Genomic DNA, 16,946 nt, shown 5'->3' on the forward strand with positions numbered 1-16,946 from the left:
TCAAGGTCACGGGAGCCGTTCCTCCAGCAGGCCATGTGCCATGTAAAACTCCTTCAACTGAGCCAGCGCCGGGTGCGCCAGCGCCCGCCTGAGATAATCGCGGATGCGCGGCAGGTGTCGGAGATAATAGGGCTTGCCGTCGCGCTTTTCGAGCCGCACGAAAATGCCGAGGATCTTCGAATTGCGCTGCGCCGCCATGATCGCATAGGCCGCGCGGAAGGCGTCCTCATCGAAGCCGCCGGCGGCGTGGCGCGCAGCGACATAGGCGTCCACGGTCCGCTGCTCGATATCGGGCGAAACGGTGACGCGGGCATCCATGGCCAGCGACGCAACGTCATAGGCCGCCGGACCCATCAGCGCGTCCTGGACATCGACGATGCCCAGCCGGTCGTGGCCTTTGCGGTCACCGCGCCAGATGATGTTGGGCGAATGGAAGTCGCGCAGCATCAGCGTGTATTCCTGTGTGTCCAGCCGATCGAGAACCGCGTTCCATTCCCTGTGATAGCCGGCGCGTAAAGCCTCGCTTGCCGGGCTGCCGGTCACCATCGGCACATACCAATCGACCAAGAGATCGGCTTCGATCAGCATGGCGTCGCGATCGAAGGGCGGCACCTCGTGGAAGACGCCTGGGACGGCTTCCATGCGCGGCAGCCAGGTCTTGCCATGCATCATGGCCAGCAATTCGGCTGCTGCCGCGTAGCGCTCGGCCACCGGCTCACCATTGCCGTCGAGAAAACCTTCCGAGCCCAGATGCTCCAGCAGCAGAAACCCTTGCTCGAGATCCTCGGCATGGATTTTTGGGACACTGACACCTTGCGCCAGCAGCGCCTTGTCGATGGCGACGAAAGCGGTGACCGACTGCGCCGTGTGGGCGATCACGGCATAGGGCTTGCCGTCGCGCACCGGCGGCCCCAGCACCAGCCTTGGCGAATTCATCAGCACGCGCGGCGCAAGGCCGGCGAGCGAAACAATCTCGTAAGAGCGCGCCGAGGCGTCGCCGACGAAATGGCGCCGCGCGGCGTCGCCCCAACCGGCCGTTTTGAGGAAATCGCGCATCGCCAGCGATCGCGCCACGCGTTCGAAGGCAACGCCTTGGCCCGATAGTTTCGCCAATCGTCCTTCGTCCTGATGGACGAGTTCGATCCAGATCGACGTTCTCGGAAGAGCGGCCTCCGCCCGTTCCGGCCACTCGACAAGGGCAGCGCCCTGCAGCAGCGCCTCGTCGAAACCCAGCTCGTCCATCTCGCCGGCCGAGGACAGGCGATAGAGATCGAAATGGTGCACGGGGATGCGCGTGTCGTAGCTTTGCACCAAGGTGAAGGTAGGGCTCGGCACATCGAGGCCGGCATCATCGGCCAGCGCCCTGATCAGGGCCCGCGCCAGCGTCGACTTGCCGGCGCCGAGATCGCCCTTGAGCGCCAGCACGTCGCCCGGCCGCAGCGCCATGGCCAGGTCTTCGCCGAGCCTTGCGGTCGCAGCCTCGTCGGCGAGAAAACGCTCCAGCACAACAACAGTCATCGAGCGCGCTACTCGGCCGCGGCGCGGATGCCCGACGGTGCATCGGGGAAGGTGCAGATGACGGTGGTGCCCTTGTCCTTGCCGGTCTCGATGCGCACGCTGCCGCCGTGCAGCTCGACAAAGCTCTTGACGATCGACAGGCCTAAGCCCGCACCGCGCCGGCGCCCGCCATTGGTGCGCGGCTCGAAGCGGCGGAACACCGAATCGAGCAGGTCCGGCGGCATGCCGGGGCCGTTGTCATGGACGGAGAATTCCACACCTTGCTCCAAATGCCGGCAGGCAAGCGTGATAGTGCTCGCCTCCGGCGCGTAATTGGCGGCGTTGCTGAGCAGATTGTAGAGGATCTGGCGAACCCGGGTCTCGTCGCCGTGAAAACTCTTCGGCGCCGCAGCGGCGTCGATCCGGAGCTTGATCGAATGCTCTTGCAGCCGGTCGGCGACCAGTTCGGCCGCGGCCTCGATGGTGCGCTCGACGCTTACTTCCGAAATGTCGAGCTGCATGATGCCGGCGTCGACGGTGGCGAGGTCGAGTATGTCGTTGACGATGGTGAGCAGCACCGAGGATGACGAGCCGACATGCTCGACATATTCGCGCTGCTTTGGGCTGAGCGGCCCGGTCGCCGGCAGCGACAGAAGCTCGGTGAAGCCGATGATGTTGGTCAGCGGCGAGCGCAGCTCGTAGGAGACATGCTGCACGAACTCGTTCTTCAGCTGGTCGGATTTCTGCAGCGCTTCGTTCTTGTCCTTCAGCGCGCGCTCGACATTGACGCTGTCGGTGACGTCCACAAAGGTCATCATCACCTGGCCGTTGGGCAGCGGGATGACGGCGTAGCTGAGCACTGTGCCGTTCTTCAGTTCGGTCTGGCCATGGCGGTCGCGGCGCTCGTCGTCGAAACCGGTGATGGCGGCGACGAACCCGCCCCACGGGCTGTCGACGGCGCGCTGGTCGCTGAGATCGCGGATCGCCGAGACATGGACGTTGGGCTTGATCACATCCTGGCTCAGTCCCCACAGCGCGACAAAGGCCGGGTTCGACAGGCGCAGCCGCCCATCGGGACCGAACACCGCGACGCCTTCGGCCAGATTGTCGAGCGTTTCGCCCTGGACCCGCACCGCCGTCTGGTAGCGGCTTTCGAGGTCCATCTTCTCGGTCAGGTTCTCGAACACCCAGGTCACGCCGCCCTTCGGCTGCGGGTTGGCCACCACGCGGATGGTCTTGCCATCGGGCAGATGCCACCAATGCTCTTGCGATTCCACCGCGCGGTAGGCGCCAAGCAGGCCTTCTTTCCAGCGCCGCCATTCCGGCTGCTCGGCGATCTTGCCTTCGCTGCGCAGCCGGTCGAGCAGCAGCGCATTGTCGGGCGCGCTGTGCAGGAAGCCCGGGTCCAGCCCCCACAGTTTCTGGAACGCCTGGTTGAAGAAGCGCAACTTCTCGTTGGCATCGAAGATCGCCACCGCCGTGTTGAGCTGGTCGAGCGTGTCGGCATGGCTGCGCACCGTGCGCTCATATTCGCCGCGAATGGTTTCGGTGGCGCTGGTGTCGCAGGCAAGACCGGCCGAGCCGTCGGCACCGGCGAAGTCGGTGACGGCGAACACCCGGCGGTCGCCCTCGATCACCGTCGACAGCGTCTGTTCGAAGATCGGGCGCGATTTGTGCTGCGCGGCGATCTGTTCGCGCGCTTGGGCGCCGAGGAATTCCTTGGCTTCGCGCACCGCGGTCTCGGCGTTCGGTGCCTCGACCGCTCCGGCATAGGCACGGTTGACCCATTTCAGCCGCCCGTCGGTGGCGCGCAGCCAGGCCGGCATCGGCAAGGCGTCGAGCAGGCCGATCATCATCTCGTAGTCGGCGGCCAGCCGCTGGTTCTCGATCTTCAGCCTGGCCTGGCTTCGCTGCGTCTCCGACAGCGAGACGAAGCGCACCAGCACATGCGCGGCGCTCTTGCGGCCATGCACTTCAAGCGGCGCCCCGGCCTGCGATTCGATCACGAGATCAAAGGGTTTCGCTTTCTCGCGCAGACCAGCGACGGCATTTTCGAGCGCCGCCGCCGAGCGCGGCATCAGCCAGCGGCCGAAGGCGAGGAAGGCTGCACGGTCGTCCGGCGCACCGCTTTCCAGCGGCAGCGTGCCGATCAGCTCCGGCTTCTTGTTCTCCGACGCCCAGACGATGACGCGCTGGTCACGCAGATTGAGCAGCGCCTCGGAGCGCTGCAGCGCCGCATTGATGTCGGCAATGCGGGCTCTGAGTTCGACATTCTGCGCCGAGGTGCGGGCTCTTTCGCGGATCAGGAAGATGGCCGAGACCAGTGCCGCGCCCATGACGCCGACGAACATGGCGAGCTGGATGACTTCGACCGCGCTGACCGACAGTCCGGCCTTCTGCGCAATGGCCGGCTCGGCATGGGCGGCAAACGAGGTGAGCGGGCCGGCAAGAGCTGAGGTGGCAAGAAAGCCGGCGGTGCGGGCGCCAACGCGCCTCTTCAGGCCACCGCCTGTCGTGACGGAGCCATTGCTATCGGAATCGTCATGGCCGCCGGAAACGGCCGATCCCGCGCGAGGCGGGTTTTCCCCCGGCATGCCTTGGTCCTCTTCGCCGCCTGAATGCAAGACCGCCTAGATCAGGATCACGTTTGATGGAAACGCCCTTCTGACCTAACTCTTTTCTAAAGGGCATGATCTTTTCCGAAAACCGCTTCCCACTTTTCGCTGACGCGGTCCTTCGGTTCGAATCATGCTCTCGATGCGTACGCCGGCCTCGTCCCCGGCCCACGAATCAGCACAATAGCGCGTGCTGGAATCGGCGTGAAGAATCATCCGCGCAAAAAAGAAGCCGGGCGAAAAGTCAATCGCCCGGCTTCAATATCTAGTGGTAAACGCCGCTTTGGCTAATAGCGGTAGTGTTCCGGCTTGAACGGACCCTGCGGGGTCACGCCGATATAGGCGGCCTGTTCGCCGGAAAGTTCGGTCAAGCGGGCTCCAAGCTTGTCGAGATGCAGACGCGCCACCTTCTCGTCGAGGTGCTTGGGCAGCACATAGACCTGGTTCTGGTACTGGCCGGGCTTGGTGTAGAGCTCGATCTGCGCCAGCACCTGATTGGTGAACGAAGCCGACATCACGAAGCTCGGATGACCGGTCGCGTTGCCGAGGTTGAGCAGGCGCCCCTCGGACAGCAGGATCATCCGCTTGCCGTCCGGGAAGGTTATCATGTCGACCTGCGGCTTGACGTTGGTCCATTGCAGGTTGCGCAGCGACGCGACCTGGATCTCATTGTCGAAGTGGCCAATATTGCCGACGATCACCATGTCCTTCATCGAGCGCATGTGGTCGAGGGTGACCACATCCTTGTTGCCGGTGGTGGTGATGACGATGTCGGCGGTCGGTGCGGCATCTTCCAGCGTGACGACTTCAAAGCCGTCCATCGCCGCCTGCAGCGCGCAGATCGGATCGACTTCGGTGACCTTGACGCGGGCGCCGGCGCCCTTGAGCGAAGCCGACGAGCCCTTGCCGACGTCGCCATAGCCGCAGACGACCGCAACCTTGCCGGCCATCATGGTGTCGGTGCCGCGGCGGATGCCGTCGACCAGCGATTCCTTGCAGCCATATTTGTTGTCGAACTTCGACTTGGTGACCGAGTCGTTGACGTTGATCGCCGGGAAGGGCAGCAGGCCCTTCTTCTGCAGCTGGTAGAGTCGGTTGACACCCGTGGTCGTCTCTTCGGTGACGCCGCGGATGGCTTCCTTCTGCTTGGTGAAAAAGCCGGGCGAAGCCTTCAGGCGCTTCTTGACCTGGGCGTAGAAGTATTCCTCTTCCTCGCTCTGCGGGTTGGACAGCACGTCCTCGCCGGCTTCGGCGCGGGCGCCGATCAGTATGTACATCGTGGCGTCGCCGCCATCATCGAGGATCATGTTGGAGAGGCCGCCATCGGCCCACTGGAAGATCCTGTCGGTGTAGTCCCAGTACTCCTCGAGCGACTCGCCCTTGACGGCGAACACCGGGATGCCGGCCTCGGCGATGGCCGCGGCCGCATGGTCCTGGGTCGAGAAGATGTTGCACGAGGCCCAGCGGATATCGGCGCCAAGCGCCTTCAGCGTCTCGATCAGCACCGCCGTCTGGATGGTCATGTGCAGCGATCCGGTGATGCGCGCACCTTTCAACGGTTTCTTGTCGCCGAATTCCTCGCGGCAGGCCATCAGGCCCGGCATTTCGGTTTCGGCGATATCGAGTTCCTTGCGGCCCCAGCCGGCAAGCGAGATGTCGGCGACCACATAGTCCTTGCTACCTGTCATGGCAGTGCTCCGGTGTGATTTGTCTTCAGAATGCGCCTGCGCCACACGGCGCGTCGAAGGGCGCGGAATGCCGGCCTGACTAGCAGATCGCCGCCAAGACGACAATGGGATATAAAGAAATCTTTATGCGCGTATGTGTTTACGGGGATGCATGCCGCCCAAAAGTATCCGGCGGTTTTGGGACAACGGCGTCCAAAGCAAAAACTTCAGCACTCTTCGCCGAAGCGCGAGGCGACCAGCTGCTCCAGCGCGTCCATCGCCGCTGCGGCTTCAGCGCCGCTGGCGGTGACGCGGATCGAATAACCGGGGCTCGCCGCCAGCATCATCAGCCCCATGATCGAGGTGCCGCCGACCTTGAGACCATCCTTCTCGACATGGACGGTGGCGTCGAAGCCGCTGGCGACCTGGACGAACTTCGCCGAGGCGCGCGCATGCAGGCCGCGCTGGTTGACGATCGGGAACTCGCGCACGATCTCACCGGGCGACAGCGCGTTCATTTGCTGCTCAGCAGCTGACTTGCGACGTTGATGTATTTGCGCCCCGCGGCCTGCGCCTCGTCGAGCGCGGTCGCCATGTTGTCGCCCTTGCGGATCGACGACAGCTTGATCAGCATCGGCAGGTTCATGCCGGCGATGACCTCGGTGCGACCGGATTCCATCACCGAAATGGCGAGGTTGGAAGGCGTGCCGCCGAACATATCGGTCAGAACGATGACGCCGGTCCCGGTGTCGACGCGGCCGACGGCGTCGACGATATCGCGCCTACGCTGCTCCATATCGTCGTCGGCGCCGATTGCCACGGTTTCGAAATTGTCTTGTGGCCCCACGACATGTTCCACGGCATGGCGGAACTCGGCGGCCAGTTGACCGTGCGTTACAAGCACGAGTCCGATCATTCTATGGTGGCTCCCGTCATCGCCGCTTCACAGGCGCTTTTTATGCTCGCCGGCCATCCCAGGCGGCGGGAGCGCTATCTTGTCGACGCGCGGCGCGTTGACAAGCCCAAAATTGCGTCGGCCATGGCCAATTTGACGCATTGCAGCAAAAAACCGGCGGCGGATCATACGAAAGGCGCAATCGCCAGCCGCGCCATTACCGCCGGCAAAGCCGCAGTGACGTTGCGCTGAACGAGGTCGATGCGCGGCACCACACAGTCGGCAATGGTCGCGCTCGACTCTTCCTGGAAACGCGCGATCGCGTCTGCGGAAACCATCCGGATTGCCAGGTCGATGACCCCCACAGGTTGGAACAAAAGCGGCTTCGGACCAAGCCCGGGCACCTCTGTGAGGCCGGCAATGCTGGCGGGCGCATGGCAGACCAGCCGCCCGAAACGCGCCGCGACAAACAGCTGGTCGTCGCCGATCAGCCGCGCAAACAGCCCGAGCCGGCTGAAATGGTCGATGAGCGCCAGCGCCAGCGTTGTCTTGCCCGAGCCGGACGGCCCGGTGATCAGGACGCCCCGCTCGCCAATCAGGACTGCGGTGGCATGGATGTTCTCGGGTTCCGCGGTGGGATCGGGCATGCGCAGCCGCGATCAGCCTTCGGCCGGCAGCGTAACGACGAAGCGCGCGCCCTTGATGTCGCCGGGCTTGGTGCCGGGGATGTTCTCGGCGGTCAGCGTGCCGCCATGGGCTTCGACGATCTGCCTGGATATCGACAGGCCAAGCCCCGAATTCTGGCCGAACGCCTCGCCGGCCGGGCGGTCGGTGTAGAAGCGCTCGAAGATGCGGTCGATGGCGTCGGCGCGGATTCCGGGGCCGTTGTCGTCGACGGTGACGATGTTGACCTTGCCGGAGCGTGCCAGGGAAATGGCGATATGGCCGTGGTCCTCCGGCACGAAGGAGCGGGCATTCTCGATCAGATTGGTGATGACCTGGCCGATCCTCAGATCATGGCCGGTGACGAAATAGCCTTTGACGCCTTGCGGCAGCTTGGCGGCCTTGAATTCGATCTCGACAGCCTTTTTGTTGCGCGTCGCTTCGCGCGACACGGCGACGAGATCGGTGATGAATTTCTTCAAATCGACCGTGGCGGCATCCTCACGCGCCAGTTCGGCGTCTAGGCGCGAGGCATCGGAAATGTCGGTGATCAGCCGGTCGAGACGCCGGACATCGTGCTGGATGATCTCCATCAGCCTGCCGCGTGAATTGTCGTTCTTGGCAAGCGGCAAGGTCTCCACCGCGCTGCGCAGCGAGGTCAGCGGGTTCTTCAGCTCGTGCGAGACATCGGCGGCGAAGCTTTCGATCGCCTCGATGCGGGCATAGAGCGCATTGGTCATGTCGCGCACCGCGACCGACAAATTGCCGATCTCGTCCTGGCGGTCGGAAAAGTCGGGGATCTCCTCGCGGCTCTTGACGCCGCGCCGCACCCGCACTGCCGCCGCCGATAGCCGGCGCAGCGGATTGGCGATGGTGGATGCGAGCAGCATCGACAGGATGGCGGTGACCAGGGCGGCGATGCCGAACACGCGCAAAATAGCCTTGCGCTCGGCGGCGACGATCTTGTCGATGTCGCCGCCTTCCGTCGACAGCATCAGCACGCCGAGAACGGCGCGGAAGCGCTGGATCGGCACCGCCACCGAAACGATCTGCTCGCCCTGTTCGCTCACCCGCACGATCGTCGACGGACTGCCGGTCAGCGCCTTGACCACTTCCGGGAAGGCCGCACCGTTGCCGCCGGGCTGCTCATGGTAGACGGGCAGGTCCTTGTTGCGGAAGAAGTCGAAGACGAATTTCTGCACGCGCTCCAGCATATCCGGCTGCTCGTCCTCGACCGGAGGCAGGTCGTAGCGCAGGATCTGGCCGCGCGAGTAGAGATGGCGCGAATCGAGCAGCAGATTGGCGTCGCGGTCATAGATGCGGGCCCGGGTGCGCGTCGGCGAAATCAGCCGCCGCAGCACCGGCGCGACGCGCTCGGGGTTGATCGGGAAATCCAGATTGTCGAGCTGGTCTGAGCCCGGCCCCAGGCTTTCACCGGCCTGCAGTTCGAGCAGTTTTTCCGGATCGATGCTGATCGAATCGGTCTCGACCGTTGCCGACGCGGCAATGGCGCCGGCGATGATCTCGCCCTGCGTCATCAGGCTTTCGACGCGGGCGTCGATCAGCCCGTCGCGGAAGGTGTTGAGATAGAGGATGCCGGTGACCAGCACGGCGAGGCCGGCCAGGTTGAGGAACAGGATGCGCCGGGTCAGGCTGGAAAAGATGTGGTGGCCGAGGAAGCGGCGCATCGGCACCGTCAACCTCGACAGGAATGCGGGCAGAATCCGCGACCGCCTGACAGCGCTCGTTCGTCTGCTCCGCTGTACATCCACTGCCATCGAATAGCAGCTCCCGCCTAGTCTTTGGTTTTATGCATGTCGTCGTCCCAAAAACCGCGACCACTTTTGGGCGACATGCATCAACTCAAGCTTCGCGGAACCGGTATCCGACTCCGTAAAGGGTTTCGATCATTTCGAAGTCGTCATCGACGGCCTTGAACTTCTTGCGCAGCCGCTTGATGTGGCTATCGATGGTGCGGTCGTCGACATAGACCTGCTCATCATAGGCGGAATCCATCAGCGCATCACGGCTTTTTACCACGCCTGGGCGCTGCGCCAACGAGTGCAGGATGAGAAATTCGGTGACCGTCAGCGTCACCGGCTCGCCCTTCCAGGTGCAGGTATGGCGTTCCTGGTCCATGACGAGCTGGCCGCGTTCCAGCGAACGGGCCTGCTGGCTGGGCGCCTTTGCCGCAGCTTCGCGGGCGCTGGCGCGGCGCAGCACGGCGCGCACCCGCTCGACCAGCAGGCGCTGCGAGAACGGTTTGCGGATGAAATCGTCGGCGCCCATCTTGAGGCCGAAAAGCTCATCGATCTCATCGTCCTTCGAGGTCAGGAAGATCACCGGCAGGTCGGACTTCTGCCGCATCCGGCGCAACAGCTCCATGCCGTCCATGCGCGGCATCTTGATGTCGAGGATGGCGAGATTCGGCGGCCGCGCCGCCAGGCCTTCCAGCGCCGACGCACCATCCGTGTAGGTCTCGACGCGATACCCCTCGGACTCGAGGGCGATCGACACCGATGTCAGAATGTTGCGGTCGTCATCGACAAGCGCGATTGTTGCCATTTCAAGCGGCTCCCTCATGAGCTGTCCCTTCTGTCGTAGAGAAGGGGCTTTTGCAGGACAAATTAGGTACAAAATGTGGCACAGGCTCCACCCGCTGTCGCGGACGGCTTGCCGGCGGCCCCATCGGAACCTCTACACGGGTTGGACGAACACTGTGTGCCAATCCTTTGGGCAACCACCGTGATTTTTTGCACATATAAACGATTTAAACAACTTTCAAAATTTTTAAATCGATTAATGATTTGATATCATTCGAGTTTTCTGGTTCTCACCGTCTCAGCCCCTAACGCGGGCTCGCCGGAAACGCGCCGGCAAAGTGCGGCGAATCCAGAAGAAGGGACCCTTGATGTCGGAAGTCGGCAAACGCAATTCTGCTTGCGCGATCGATCGTATCGGCCTGAAAACCACCGGCACGGTGCATTATAATTTTGGTGCGGCCGCCCTTTATGAGGCAGCGATCCGTCGTGGCGAGGCCCGGTTGACCGCCGGCGGCGCGCTGCTTGCCGAGACCGGCCAGCACACTGGCCGCTCGCCCAAGGACAAGTTTGTCGTCCGCGATGGCGCCACCGAGCCCCATGTCTGGTGGGACAACAACAAGGCGATTTCGGCGGGCCAGTTCGAAATGCTGCTCGCCGATTTCCTTGTCCACGCCGCGAATAGCGATCTCTATGTGCAGGACCTCGTCGGCGCCGATGCCGAGCTGAAGCTGCCGACGCGGGTCATCACCGAATTCGCCTGGCACTCGCTGTTCATCCGCAATCTTTTGATCCGCCCGCAGGCCGCCGAGCTTGAGGATTTCGTGCCGGAGATGACGATCATCGACCTGCCGTCCTTCCGCGCCGATCCGGCCCGCCACGGCAGCCGCACCGAAACGGTGATTGCGGTCGATCTCACCCGCAAGATCGTGCTCATCGGCGGCACTTCCTATGCCGGCGAGATGAAGAAATCGGTGTTCACCATGCTCAACTATCTGCTGCCGGAAAAGGGCGTCATGCCGATGCACTGCTCGGCCAATGAGGGCCCGGCCGGCGACGCGGCGATCTTCTTCGGGCTTTCCGGGACGGGCAAGACGACGCTGTCGGCCGATCCGTCACGTACGCTCATCGGCGACGACGAGCACGGCTGGGGACCGCACGGCATCTTCAACTTCGAAGGCGGCTGCTACGCCAAGACGATCCGGCTGTCGGCCGAGGCCGAGCCGGAGATTTTCGCCACCACGCAGCGCTTCGGCACGGTGCTGGAAAATGTCGTGCTCGACGCCGACCGCGTGCCGGACTTCAACGACGGCCGGCTCACCGAAAACACGCGCTGCGCCTATCCGCTGGATTTCATCCCCAATGCCTCGAAGAGCGGACGGGCCAGCCACCCGAAAAACATCATCATGCTGACCGCCGATGCCTTCGGCATCATGCCGCCGATCGCACGGCTGACCCCGGCGCAGGCGATGTATCACTTCCTCTCCGGCTACACCGCCAAGGTGGCCGGCACCGAGAAGGGCGTTACCGAGCCGGAAGCGACCTTCTCGACCTGCTTCGGCGCCCCGTTCATGCCGCGCCACCCCAAGGAATACGGCAATCTGCTGCGCGAGCTGATCGCCCGCCACGGCGCCGATTGCTGGCTGGTCAACACCGGCTGGACCGGCGGCGCCTACGGCACCGGCAAGCGCATGCCGATCAAGGCGACGCGCGCCTTGCTGGCCGCAGCGCTTGACGGTTCGTTGAAGGCGTCCGGTTTCCGCACCGACGCCAATTTCGGCTTCGAGGTGCCGGTTGCTGTGCCTGGCGTCGACAGCGCCATTCTCGACCCGCGTTCGACCTGGGCTGACAAGGCAGCCTATGACCGGCAGGCAGCGCGATTGGTCGGCATGTTCGCCGTCAACTTCGAGAAATTCGAGAGCCATGTCGATGCCGTCGTGCTCGGCGCAGCACCCCGCCTGCAGGAAGCTGCGGAATAGTCGAGGCGTCTTCACCGAAGCATCCTTGAAAGGCGCGATCTCGATCGGGCCTTTTCTTTTTTGGTCCGCCGCGCCATGACTGCGGCATGCCTATCGACGACATCATCATATCAGACGAAGCCGTAATCCATCCGGGCGACCTGCACGAGGATTTCATCCGCTCGTCGGGTCCCGGCGGCCAGAACGTCAACAAGGTGGCGACCGCCGTCCAATTGCGCTTCGACGCCGCCAATGCGGCTGGCCTGTCCGAACGCGTGCGCGCGCGCACGATCAAGCTCGCCGGCCAGCGCGCCACCAAGGACGGCGTCATCGTCATCGAGGCCGGCCGCTTCCGCACCCAGGAGCAGAACCGGGCCGATGCCCGGGTAAGGCTGACGGCGCTGGTCGCCAAGGCCGCGGAACCGCCGCCGCCGCCGCGCAAGAAGACCAGGCCGTCGAAAGGCTCGGTGGAGCGGCGGCTGCAAAGCAAGGCAGGGCGCGGCACGATCAAAAAGCTGCGCGGCCGGGTAGAGAACGACTAAGGACCGTGCCGACTGCGTGCATAAAGCGGCCTTCCCTTCGGAGCCGCAGCCGCAAGGTTTCACCATTGCCACAGAAAGGGAGACCGACAACGGTGGCTTTCGGGTCGCTGTTTCTGATTGGCGGTGGCATGGTTTCAGTATCAACCGGAGGCGAAGTCATGCTCGTTCTGCCCAAAGGCGTCCGCCATATGCCCGGCTATCTGTCCCGCGCGGCGCAGGAAGCGCTGGTGGAAGAGGTGAGGACCATTGTACAGCGGGCGCCGCTGTACGTGCCGGCGATGCCGCGGACCGGCAAGGAGATGAGCGTGCGCATGACCAATTGCGGCTCGCTCGGCTGGGTCACCGACAAGGAGCTGGGCTATCGCTACCAGCCAACGCACCCACTCACCGGAGAGCCATGGCCGCCGATCCCGGACGCGCTGCTGCAATTGTGGCGGGAGGTCGCCGCCTATCCGAATCCGCCGGAGGCCTGCCTGGTCAATTTCTATACGCAGGACGCCAAAATGGGTCTGCACCAGGATCGCGACGAAGCCGATTTCTCGGCCCCAGTGGTCTCGGTGTCACTTGGCGATGATTGCCTGTTCCGGGTCGGCCAAGTGACGGGCAGGGGGGCCACACGCGACGGCGGTACCAAATCGTTCCGCCTGAAAAGCGGCGACGTCGTCGTGCTCGGCGGCGAAGGCCGGCTCTGCTTCCACGGCGTCGACCGCATCTATCCGTCGACCTCGGCGCTGCTGAAGAATGGCGGCCGCATCAATTTGACGCTGCGGCGGGTCAACCGTACCCTGGAGCAGTAGAGGTATTCTTCGACTTACTGTTTGTTAAAGTATAGGTGCGACACAAAGGAATGTTCTCAAAAAGATTGGGGCCGTTCCTATGGCTTCTTCTGAAATCGTGCAAAGTCCATCGCATGTGGACCGGTTTCCCGCATGGCTCGCGCGTGAGGGCCGCCGCAGTGCAATGATCTTCGCATTTGTCGTGTTGACCTTTCTCATCGCGACAATCAGGGGCGATTCGATCCTGCCCCATATTGTTGAATATACCGGTCGAATTGTGCGCTTTTTGCCTTTGCTGGGCTCTATCCTTGTTGCCGTGGTTGGTTCCTGCGCGCTCGTTCAGGGTCGCCATGGGTCACCAGTCAGCATCGCGGTCGCTTCCCTCGGAGGCATGTCGAATACCCTTGCGCGGGGTTTCTGCGCTAGCGTCGTGTTGGCTCTCTTCATGGCGGCATTCCTCTACAACAAAATGATGATTCCGATTGTCGCCCCCTTCCAGTGGGACGAAACTTTCTCCCACTGGGATGCAAATCTCCTGGGTGGGAATCAGGCGTGGCAAATCATTCAGCCGGTCGTCGGCATGCCTTGGGTAACTCGCCTGTTGGACATAGTGTACACTCTGTGGATGCTGCTGGTGTTCTTGTTCTGGGTGGGGTTGCTTGTCAGTCCGCGCGTGCCTGAGCGGATCCGCCTTCGCTACTGGCGGGCGACGGTCATTTCGTGGATCCTGATCGGCCTGGTCATAGCAACGTTGTTCTCCTCGGCAGGACCTTGTTACTTTGCGGAAATGGTGCCGGGCGCACCCTCGCCATATGCCGATCTGATGCGCTATCTCGACGAGGTTGCCTCGATCTATCCGCTGTCGTCATCCTTGACACAGGATTTTCTTTGGGAGGTCTATACTGGCCGTGTCGATTTGCCCGGTGGCATTTCGGCCATGCCCAGCATGCACAACGCGCAGGCGGCGCTGTTTGTGGCTGTCGCGTACTCAATTGATCGCAGGTTCGGTCACGCCATGCTGGCCTTTGGCGTCTTGTTGTTCTTCGGCTCGATTCACCTCGGGTGGCACTATGCCGTGGACGGAATTGTCGGCATTGCCGCGGCGCTCGCCATCTGGTGGGGCTGTGGCAAATTGGGGCTGGCGAATGACGACACTTTCTTGAGCGAGCGCGTCCTCGCACAGCACTAACCGATTCTACAGATTTTCCTTATAAAGTGCCCGGGCATTGCAACGTCGGCTCGGGACAATGACAAAGAGCAGTGTGGTTTTCCGTCAGTTGTGGGCAGTCATCAAACAAGCGATCCCGCTGATTCGCCGGGATTCAGGCGTTTATCTGTTCATCGTCGTCTACACATTGGCCGGACTGGTTTTTCTGTATGCAATAGGCGCGGCCGACCGCAGCGCGTATTCGATATATTTCGGGCGGTGGATATTGTTGAACGGCCTGATGCTGCCGACCTTCGCCATTATTGTTGACATAAGCCTGCTTATACATCGCACCGACATCAGGCGCCGTCTGGCGGCGAAATATGTGTTCTCGACATCGCGGCTGGCATATTCGCTCTCGGGTCTATGCCTCCTCATGGCGCTCATGATCTTTCAAGGCACATTCACCTCGGTGAAGAACGGAATGCCGGTCTGGCAGGACGGCTTTCCATTTGACGTGCTGCATGCCGACATCGATGCGTTCCTGCATTTCGGCGCCGATCCGTGGCGCTGGCTCTATCTGGTGGCCAAAAACGATTTCGTGCGGGCTGCCATCGAGTGGAATTACAACGTATTCTGGTTTGTCCTCAATTTTGGCGCCTTGTTCTTCGTCGCGACATCGCCCCGGACGGCGTCGGTTCGAACGCGCTATGTCATCTGCTTCATGGTGGTTTGGATCGTCGTCGGCAACATATTGGCTGGACTGTTCCTGTCGGCTGGTCCGGCGTTTTACGGGATGGTCACGGGCGACACGGCGCGGTTTGGCGAACAGCTCGCATTCCTGGCCCGCGGCGCCGAATCCTCCAATTCCGCTGTTTCCTACCAGCAATATTTGTGGAGGCTTCATGAGGCCAGGCAGACCGGTTTCGCGTCAGGCATCTCGGCCTTTCCCAGCGTGCATGTCGGCTTGGCGATGCTCAACGCACTTTTTGCATGGGAGTACAATCGCCGTCTCGGCGCTGTAGCGTTTGTCTATGTGGCCTTTGTTGCCGTCAGCTCGGTTTATCTGGCGTGGCACTATGCAATCGACGGCTATGCCGCAGCTGCTGTCTCGGTGATTGTCTATGTCGCGGCGCGCAAACTCGTCCCGGCCGACCGGCGCTATGTCCGGCGACCGGCGCAGGATACGCAATCGGCCGATATCGCGACCAGCCCGGAGGCGGCGGTCACAGTTTCCTGAGCGCCACTTCCTCGACCAGATGATTGGCGCCCTTGCGCAGGATGAGGTCGGCCCGCGCCCGTGTCGGCACGATGTTCTCGCGCAGGTTTTTCAGGTTGATGTTGGCCCACAAGCCTTCCGCAATGGCGCGCGCGGCGTCTTCCGAAAGCTGCGAATAGCGGTGGAAGAAGGAGTCCGGATTGCGGAAGGCCGTCTCGCGCAGGCGCATGAAGCGGGCGATGTACCATTGGTGGATCAGCTTCTCGTCGGCATCTATATAAATGGCGAAATCGAAGAAATCCGACAGGAACGGCACGATCTTGCCGTCCTTCGGCAATTTGCCGGGTTGCAGAACGTTGATGCCTTCGAAGATCAGAATGTCTGGCCGGTCGATGGTGACGAACTCGCCGGGAATGACGTCATAGGTCAAATGCGAATAGACGGGCGCGCGGACATTGCGCTGCGCCGACTTGATGCCCGAGAGGAAACGCAGCAGCGCACCGACATCGTAGCTGTCGGGAAAGCCCTTGCGCTCCATCAGATTGTCGCGTCGCAACACCTTGTTGGGCAGCAGGAACCCGTCGGTAGTGATGAGATCGACCTTGGGGCTCGACGGCCAGCGCGCCAGAAGCTCCTTCAGCACGCGCGCCGTGGTCGATTTGCCGACCGCAACCGAACCGGCAATGCCGATGATGAACGGTGTCTTGACCACATCCAGCGCGTTGAAGAAGGCCTGGCGCTGGCGAAACAGCAGCTGGCTGGCCTCAACATGCGCCGAAAGCAGCCGCGAGAGCGACAGATAGATGCGCTTGACTTCTTCCAGGTCGACCGGATCGTTCAGTGAGCGCAGACGGTTGATCTCGTCTTCGCCCAGCGTCATCGGCGTGTCGGCGCGGAAGTTCGACCATTGCTCGGCCGAGAAGAAACGATAGGGGGAATATTTCTCGGTCGGAGCGAGCTGGTCCATCGAGTTTCCTGCCCTCTAGAGCATGAGGCCGAAAAGTGTGAAGCGGTTTTCGGGCGACATCATGCTCCCTCTATCAATTTAAAGACGGATTCAGATTTAAGGCCTCGGCCCGAAATCATCCGGCTCTCGCGGTCAGCCTTTCGGCCGGGATGCCTTTTCAGTGACGCCCGAACGGCCGGTACGGCCCTCAAGCTCCTTCAGCACCTCGCCCAGCGAAACGCCGGCCATGCCAAGCACAACGAGCCAATGATATATGAGATCGGCACTTTCGGAAACGAGGGCTTTCTCGTCGCCCTTGACGGCGGCAATGACGGTCTCGACTGCCTCTTCACCAAGCTTCTGCGCCGCCTTGTCGATGCCTTTGGCGAACAGTTTTGCCGTCCACGAGTCCGGGTCGCCGGAACGGGCGCGTTCGCCAATGATCGTTTCCAGATCGGACAGCGAAAATTCAGCCATGGCG

15 protein-coding genes are annotated in these 16,946 nt (G+C 62.4%); 5 read left to right on the plus strand and 10 right to left on the minus strand.

Annotated elements, in window-relative coordinates; translation table 11 throughout:
- Positions 1–6: 6 nt before the first annotated feature.
- The 8 genes from tsaE to NKJ77_RS12060 all read right to left on the minus strand — a co-directional run bounded on the left by tsaE (position 7) and on the right by NKJ77_RS12060 (position 9,902).
- Positions 7–1,518 (minus strand): tRNA (adenosine(37)-N6)-threonylcarbamoyltransferase complex ATPase subunit type 1 TsaE, encoded by a 1,512-nt coding sequence (gene tsaE, locus NKJ77_RS12025; protein WP_023702076.1) that lies wholly within the window; start codon positions 1,516–1,518, stop codon positions 7–9.
- A gap of 8 nt (positions 1,519–1,526) precedes the next feature.
- Complete coding sequence (locus NKJ77_RS12030) at positions 1,527–4,091, minus strand: sensor histidine kinase (RefSeq protein WP_352535261.1); 2,565 nt, start codon at positions 4,089–4,091, stop codon at positions 1,527–1,529.
- A gap of 308 nt (positions 4,092–4,399) precedes the next feature.
- Positions 4,400–5,800: an adenosylhomocysteinase gene (ahcY, locus tag NKJ77_RS12035; protein ID WP_023681401.1), complete on the minus strand. Its 1,401-nt coding sequence runs from the start codon at positions 5,798–5,800 to the stop codon at positions 4,400–4,402.
- Between the two features lie 206 nt (positions 5,801–6,006).
- On the minus strand, positions 6,007–6,297 hold the full coding sequence (locus tag NKJ77_RS12040) for an HPr family phosphocarrier protein (RefSeq protein ID WP_023672303.1): 291 nt from the start codon (positions 6,295–6,297) through the stop codon (positions 6,007–6,009).
- On the minus strand, positions 6,294–6,695 hold the full coding sequence (locus tag NKJ77_RS12045; protein WP_023672304.1) for a PTS sugar transporter subunit IIA: 402 nt from the start codon (positions 6,693–6,695) through the stop codon (positions 6,294–6,296). Before NKJ77_RS12045 ends, NKJ77_RS12040 begins: the two co-directional genes overlap by 4 nt.
- 164 nt (positions 6,696–6,859) lie before the next feature.
- The gene (locus NKJ77_RS12050; protein ID WP_023832654.1) at positions 6,860–7,321 is read right to left on the minus strand and encodes an HPr kinase/phosphorylase; all 462 of its coding nucleotides are present in this window, start codon (positions 7,319–7,321) and stop codon (positions 6,860–6,862) included.
- Between the two features lie 12 nt (positions 7,322–7,333).
- Entirely contained in the window at positions 7,334–9,115 is a 1,782-nt protein-coding gene (locus NKJ77_RS12055; protein WP_023672307.1) for a sensor histidine kinase, read from the minus strand.
- Positions 9,116–9,200: 85 nt separating this feature from the next.
- Positions 9,201–9,902, minus strand: a complete 702-nt coding sequence (locus NKJ77_RS12060; protein ID WP_010912942.1) for a response regulator transcription factor — start codon at positions 9,900–9,902, stop codon at positions 9,201–9,203.
- A gap of 346 nt (positions 9,903–10,248) precedes the next feature.
- On the opposite strand from NKJ77_RS12060, the gene NKJ77_RS12065 reads away from it, so the two are divergent.
- The 5 genes from NKJ77_RS12065 (at position 10,249) to NKJ77_RS12085 (ending at position 15,540) form a co-directional block, all read left to right on the plus strand.
- Positions 10,249–11,856: a phosphoenolpyruvate carboxykinase gene (locus NKJ77_RS12065; protein ID WP_352535262.1), complete on the plus strand. Its 1,608-nt coding sequence runs from the start codon at positions 10,249–10,251 to the stop codon at positions 11,854–11,856.
- A gap of 86 nt (positions 11,857–11,942) precedes the next feature.
- Positions 11,943–12,377: an alternative ribosome rescue aminoacyl-tRNA hydrolase ArfB gene (gene arfB, locus NKJ77_RS12070; protein ID WP_023832656.1), complete on the plus strand. Its 435-nt coding sequence runs from the start codon at positions 11,943–11,945 to the stop codon at positions 12,375–12,377.
- Between the two features lie 158 nt (positions 12,378–12,535).
- Positions 12,536–13,174 (plus strand): alpha-ketoglutarate-dependent dioxygenase AlkB family protein, encoded by a 639-nt coding sequence (locus tag NKJ77_RS12075; protein ID WP_031195824.1) that lies wholly within the window; start codon positions 12,536–12,538, stop codon positions 13,172–13,174.
- Positions 13,175–13,253: 79 nt separating this feature from the next.
- Complete coding sequence (locus tag NKJ77_RS12080; protein WP_081730953.1) at positions 13,254–14,342, plus strand: phosphatase PAP2 family protein; 1,089 nt, start codon at positions 13,254–13,256, stop codon at positions 14,340–14,342.
- A 58-nt stretch (positions 14,343–14,400) separates the two neighbouring features.
- On the plus strand, positions 14,401–15,540 hold the full coding sequence (locus tag NKJ77_RS12085) for a phosphatase PAP2 family protein (protein ID WP_023694619.1): 1,140 nt from the start codon (positions 14,401–14,403) through the stop codon (positions 15,538–15,540).
- Here NKJ77_RS12085 and coaA read toward each other — a convergent pair.
- Positions 15,527–16,486, minus strand: a complete 960-nt coding sequence (gene coaA / locus NKJ77_RS12090) for a type I pantothenate kinase (protein WP_023672313.1) — start codon at positions 16,484–16,486, stop codon at positions 15,527–15,529. The two genes, NKJ77_RS12085 and coaA, sit on opposite strands and share 14 nt — an antisense overlap.
- Before the next feature lie 132 nt (positions 16,487–16,618).
- Positions 16,619–16,942 carry a phosphoribosyl-ATP diphosphatase gene (locus NKJ77_RS12095; protein ID WP_023681408.1) on the minus strand — a complete coding sequence of 108 codons (324 nt, stop codon included), beginning with the start codon at positions 16,940–16,942 and terminating at the stop codon, positions 16,619–16,621.
- Positions 16,943–16,946: the final 4 nt, after the last annotated feature.

The organism is Mesorhizobium sp. M0052, assembly GCF_040323255.1.
GTDB lineage: Bacteria > Pseudomonadota > Alphaproteobacteria > Rhizobiales > Rhizobiaceae > Mesorhizobium.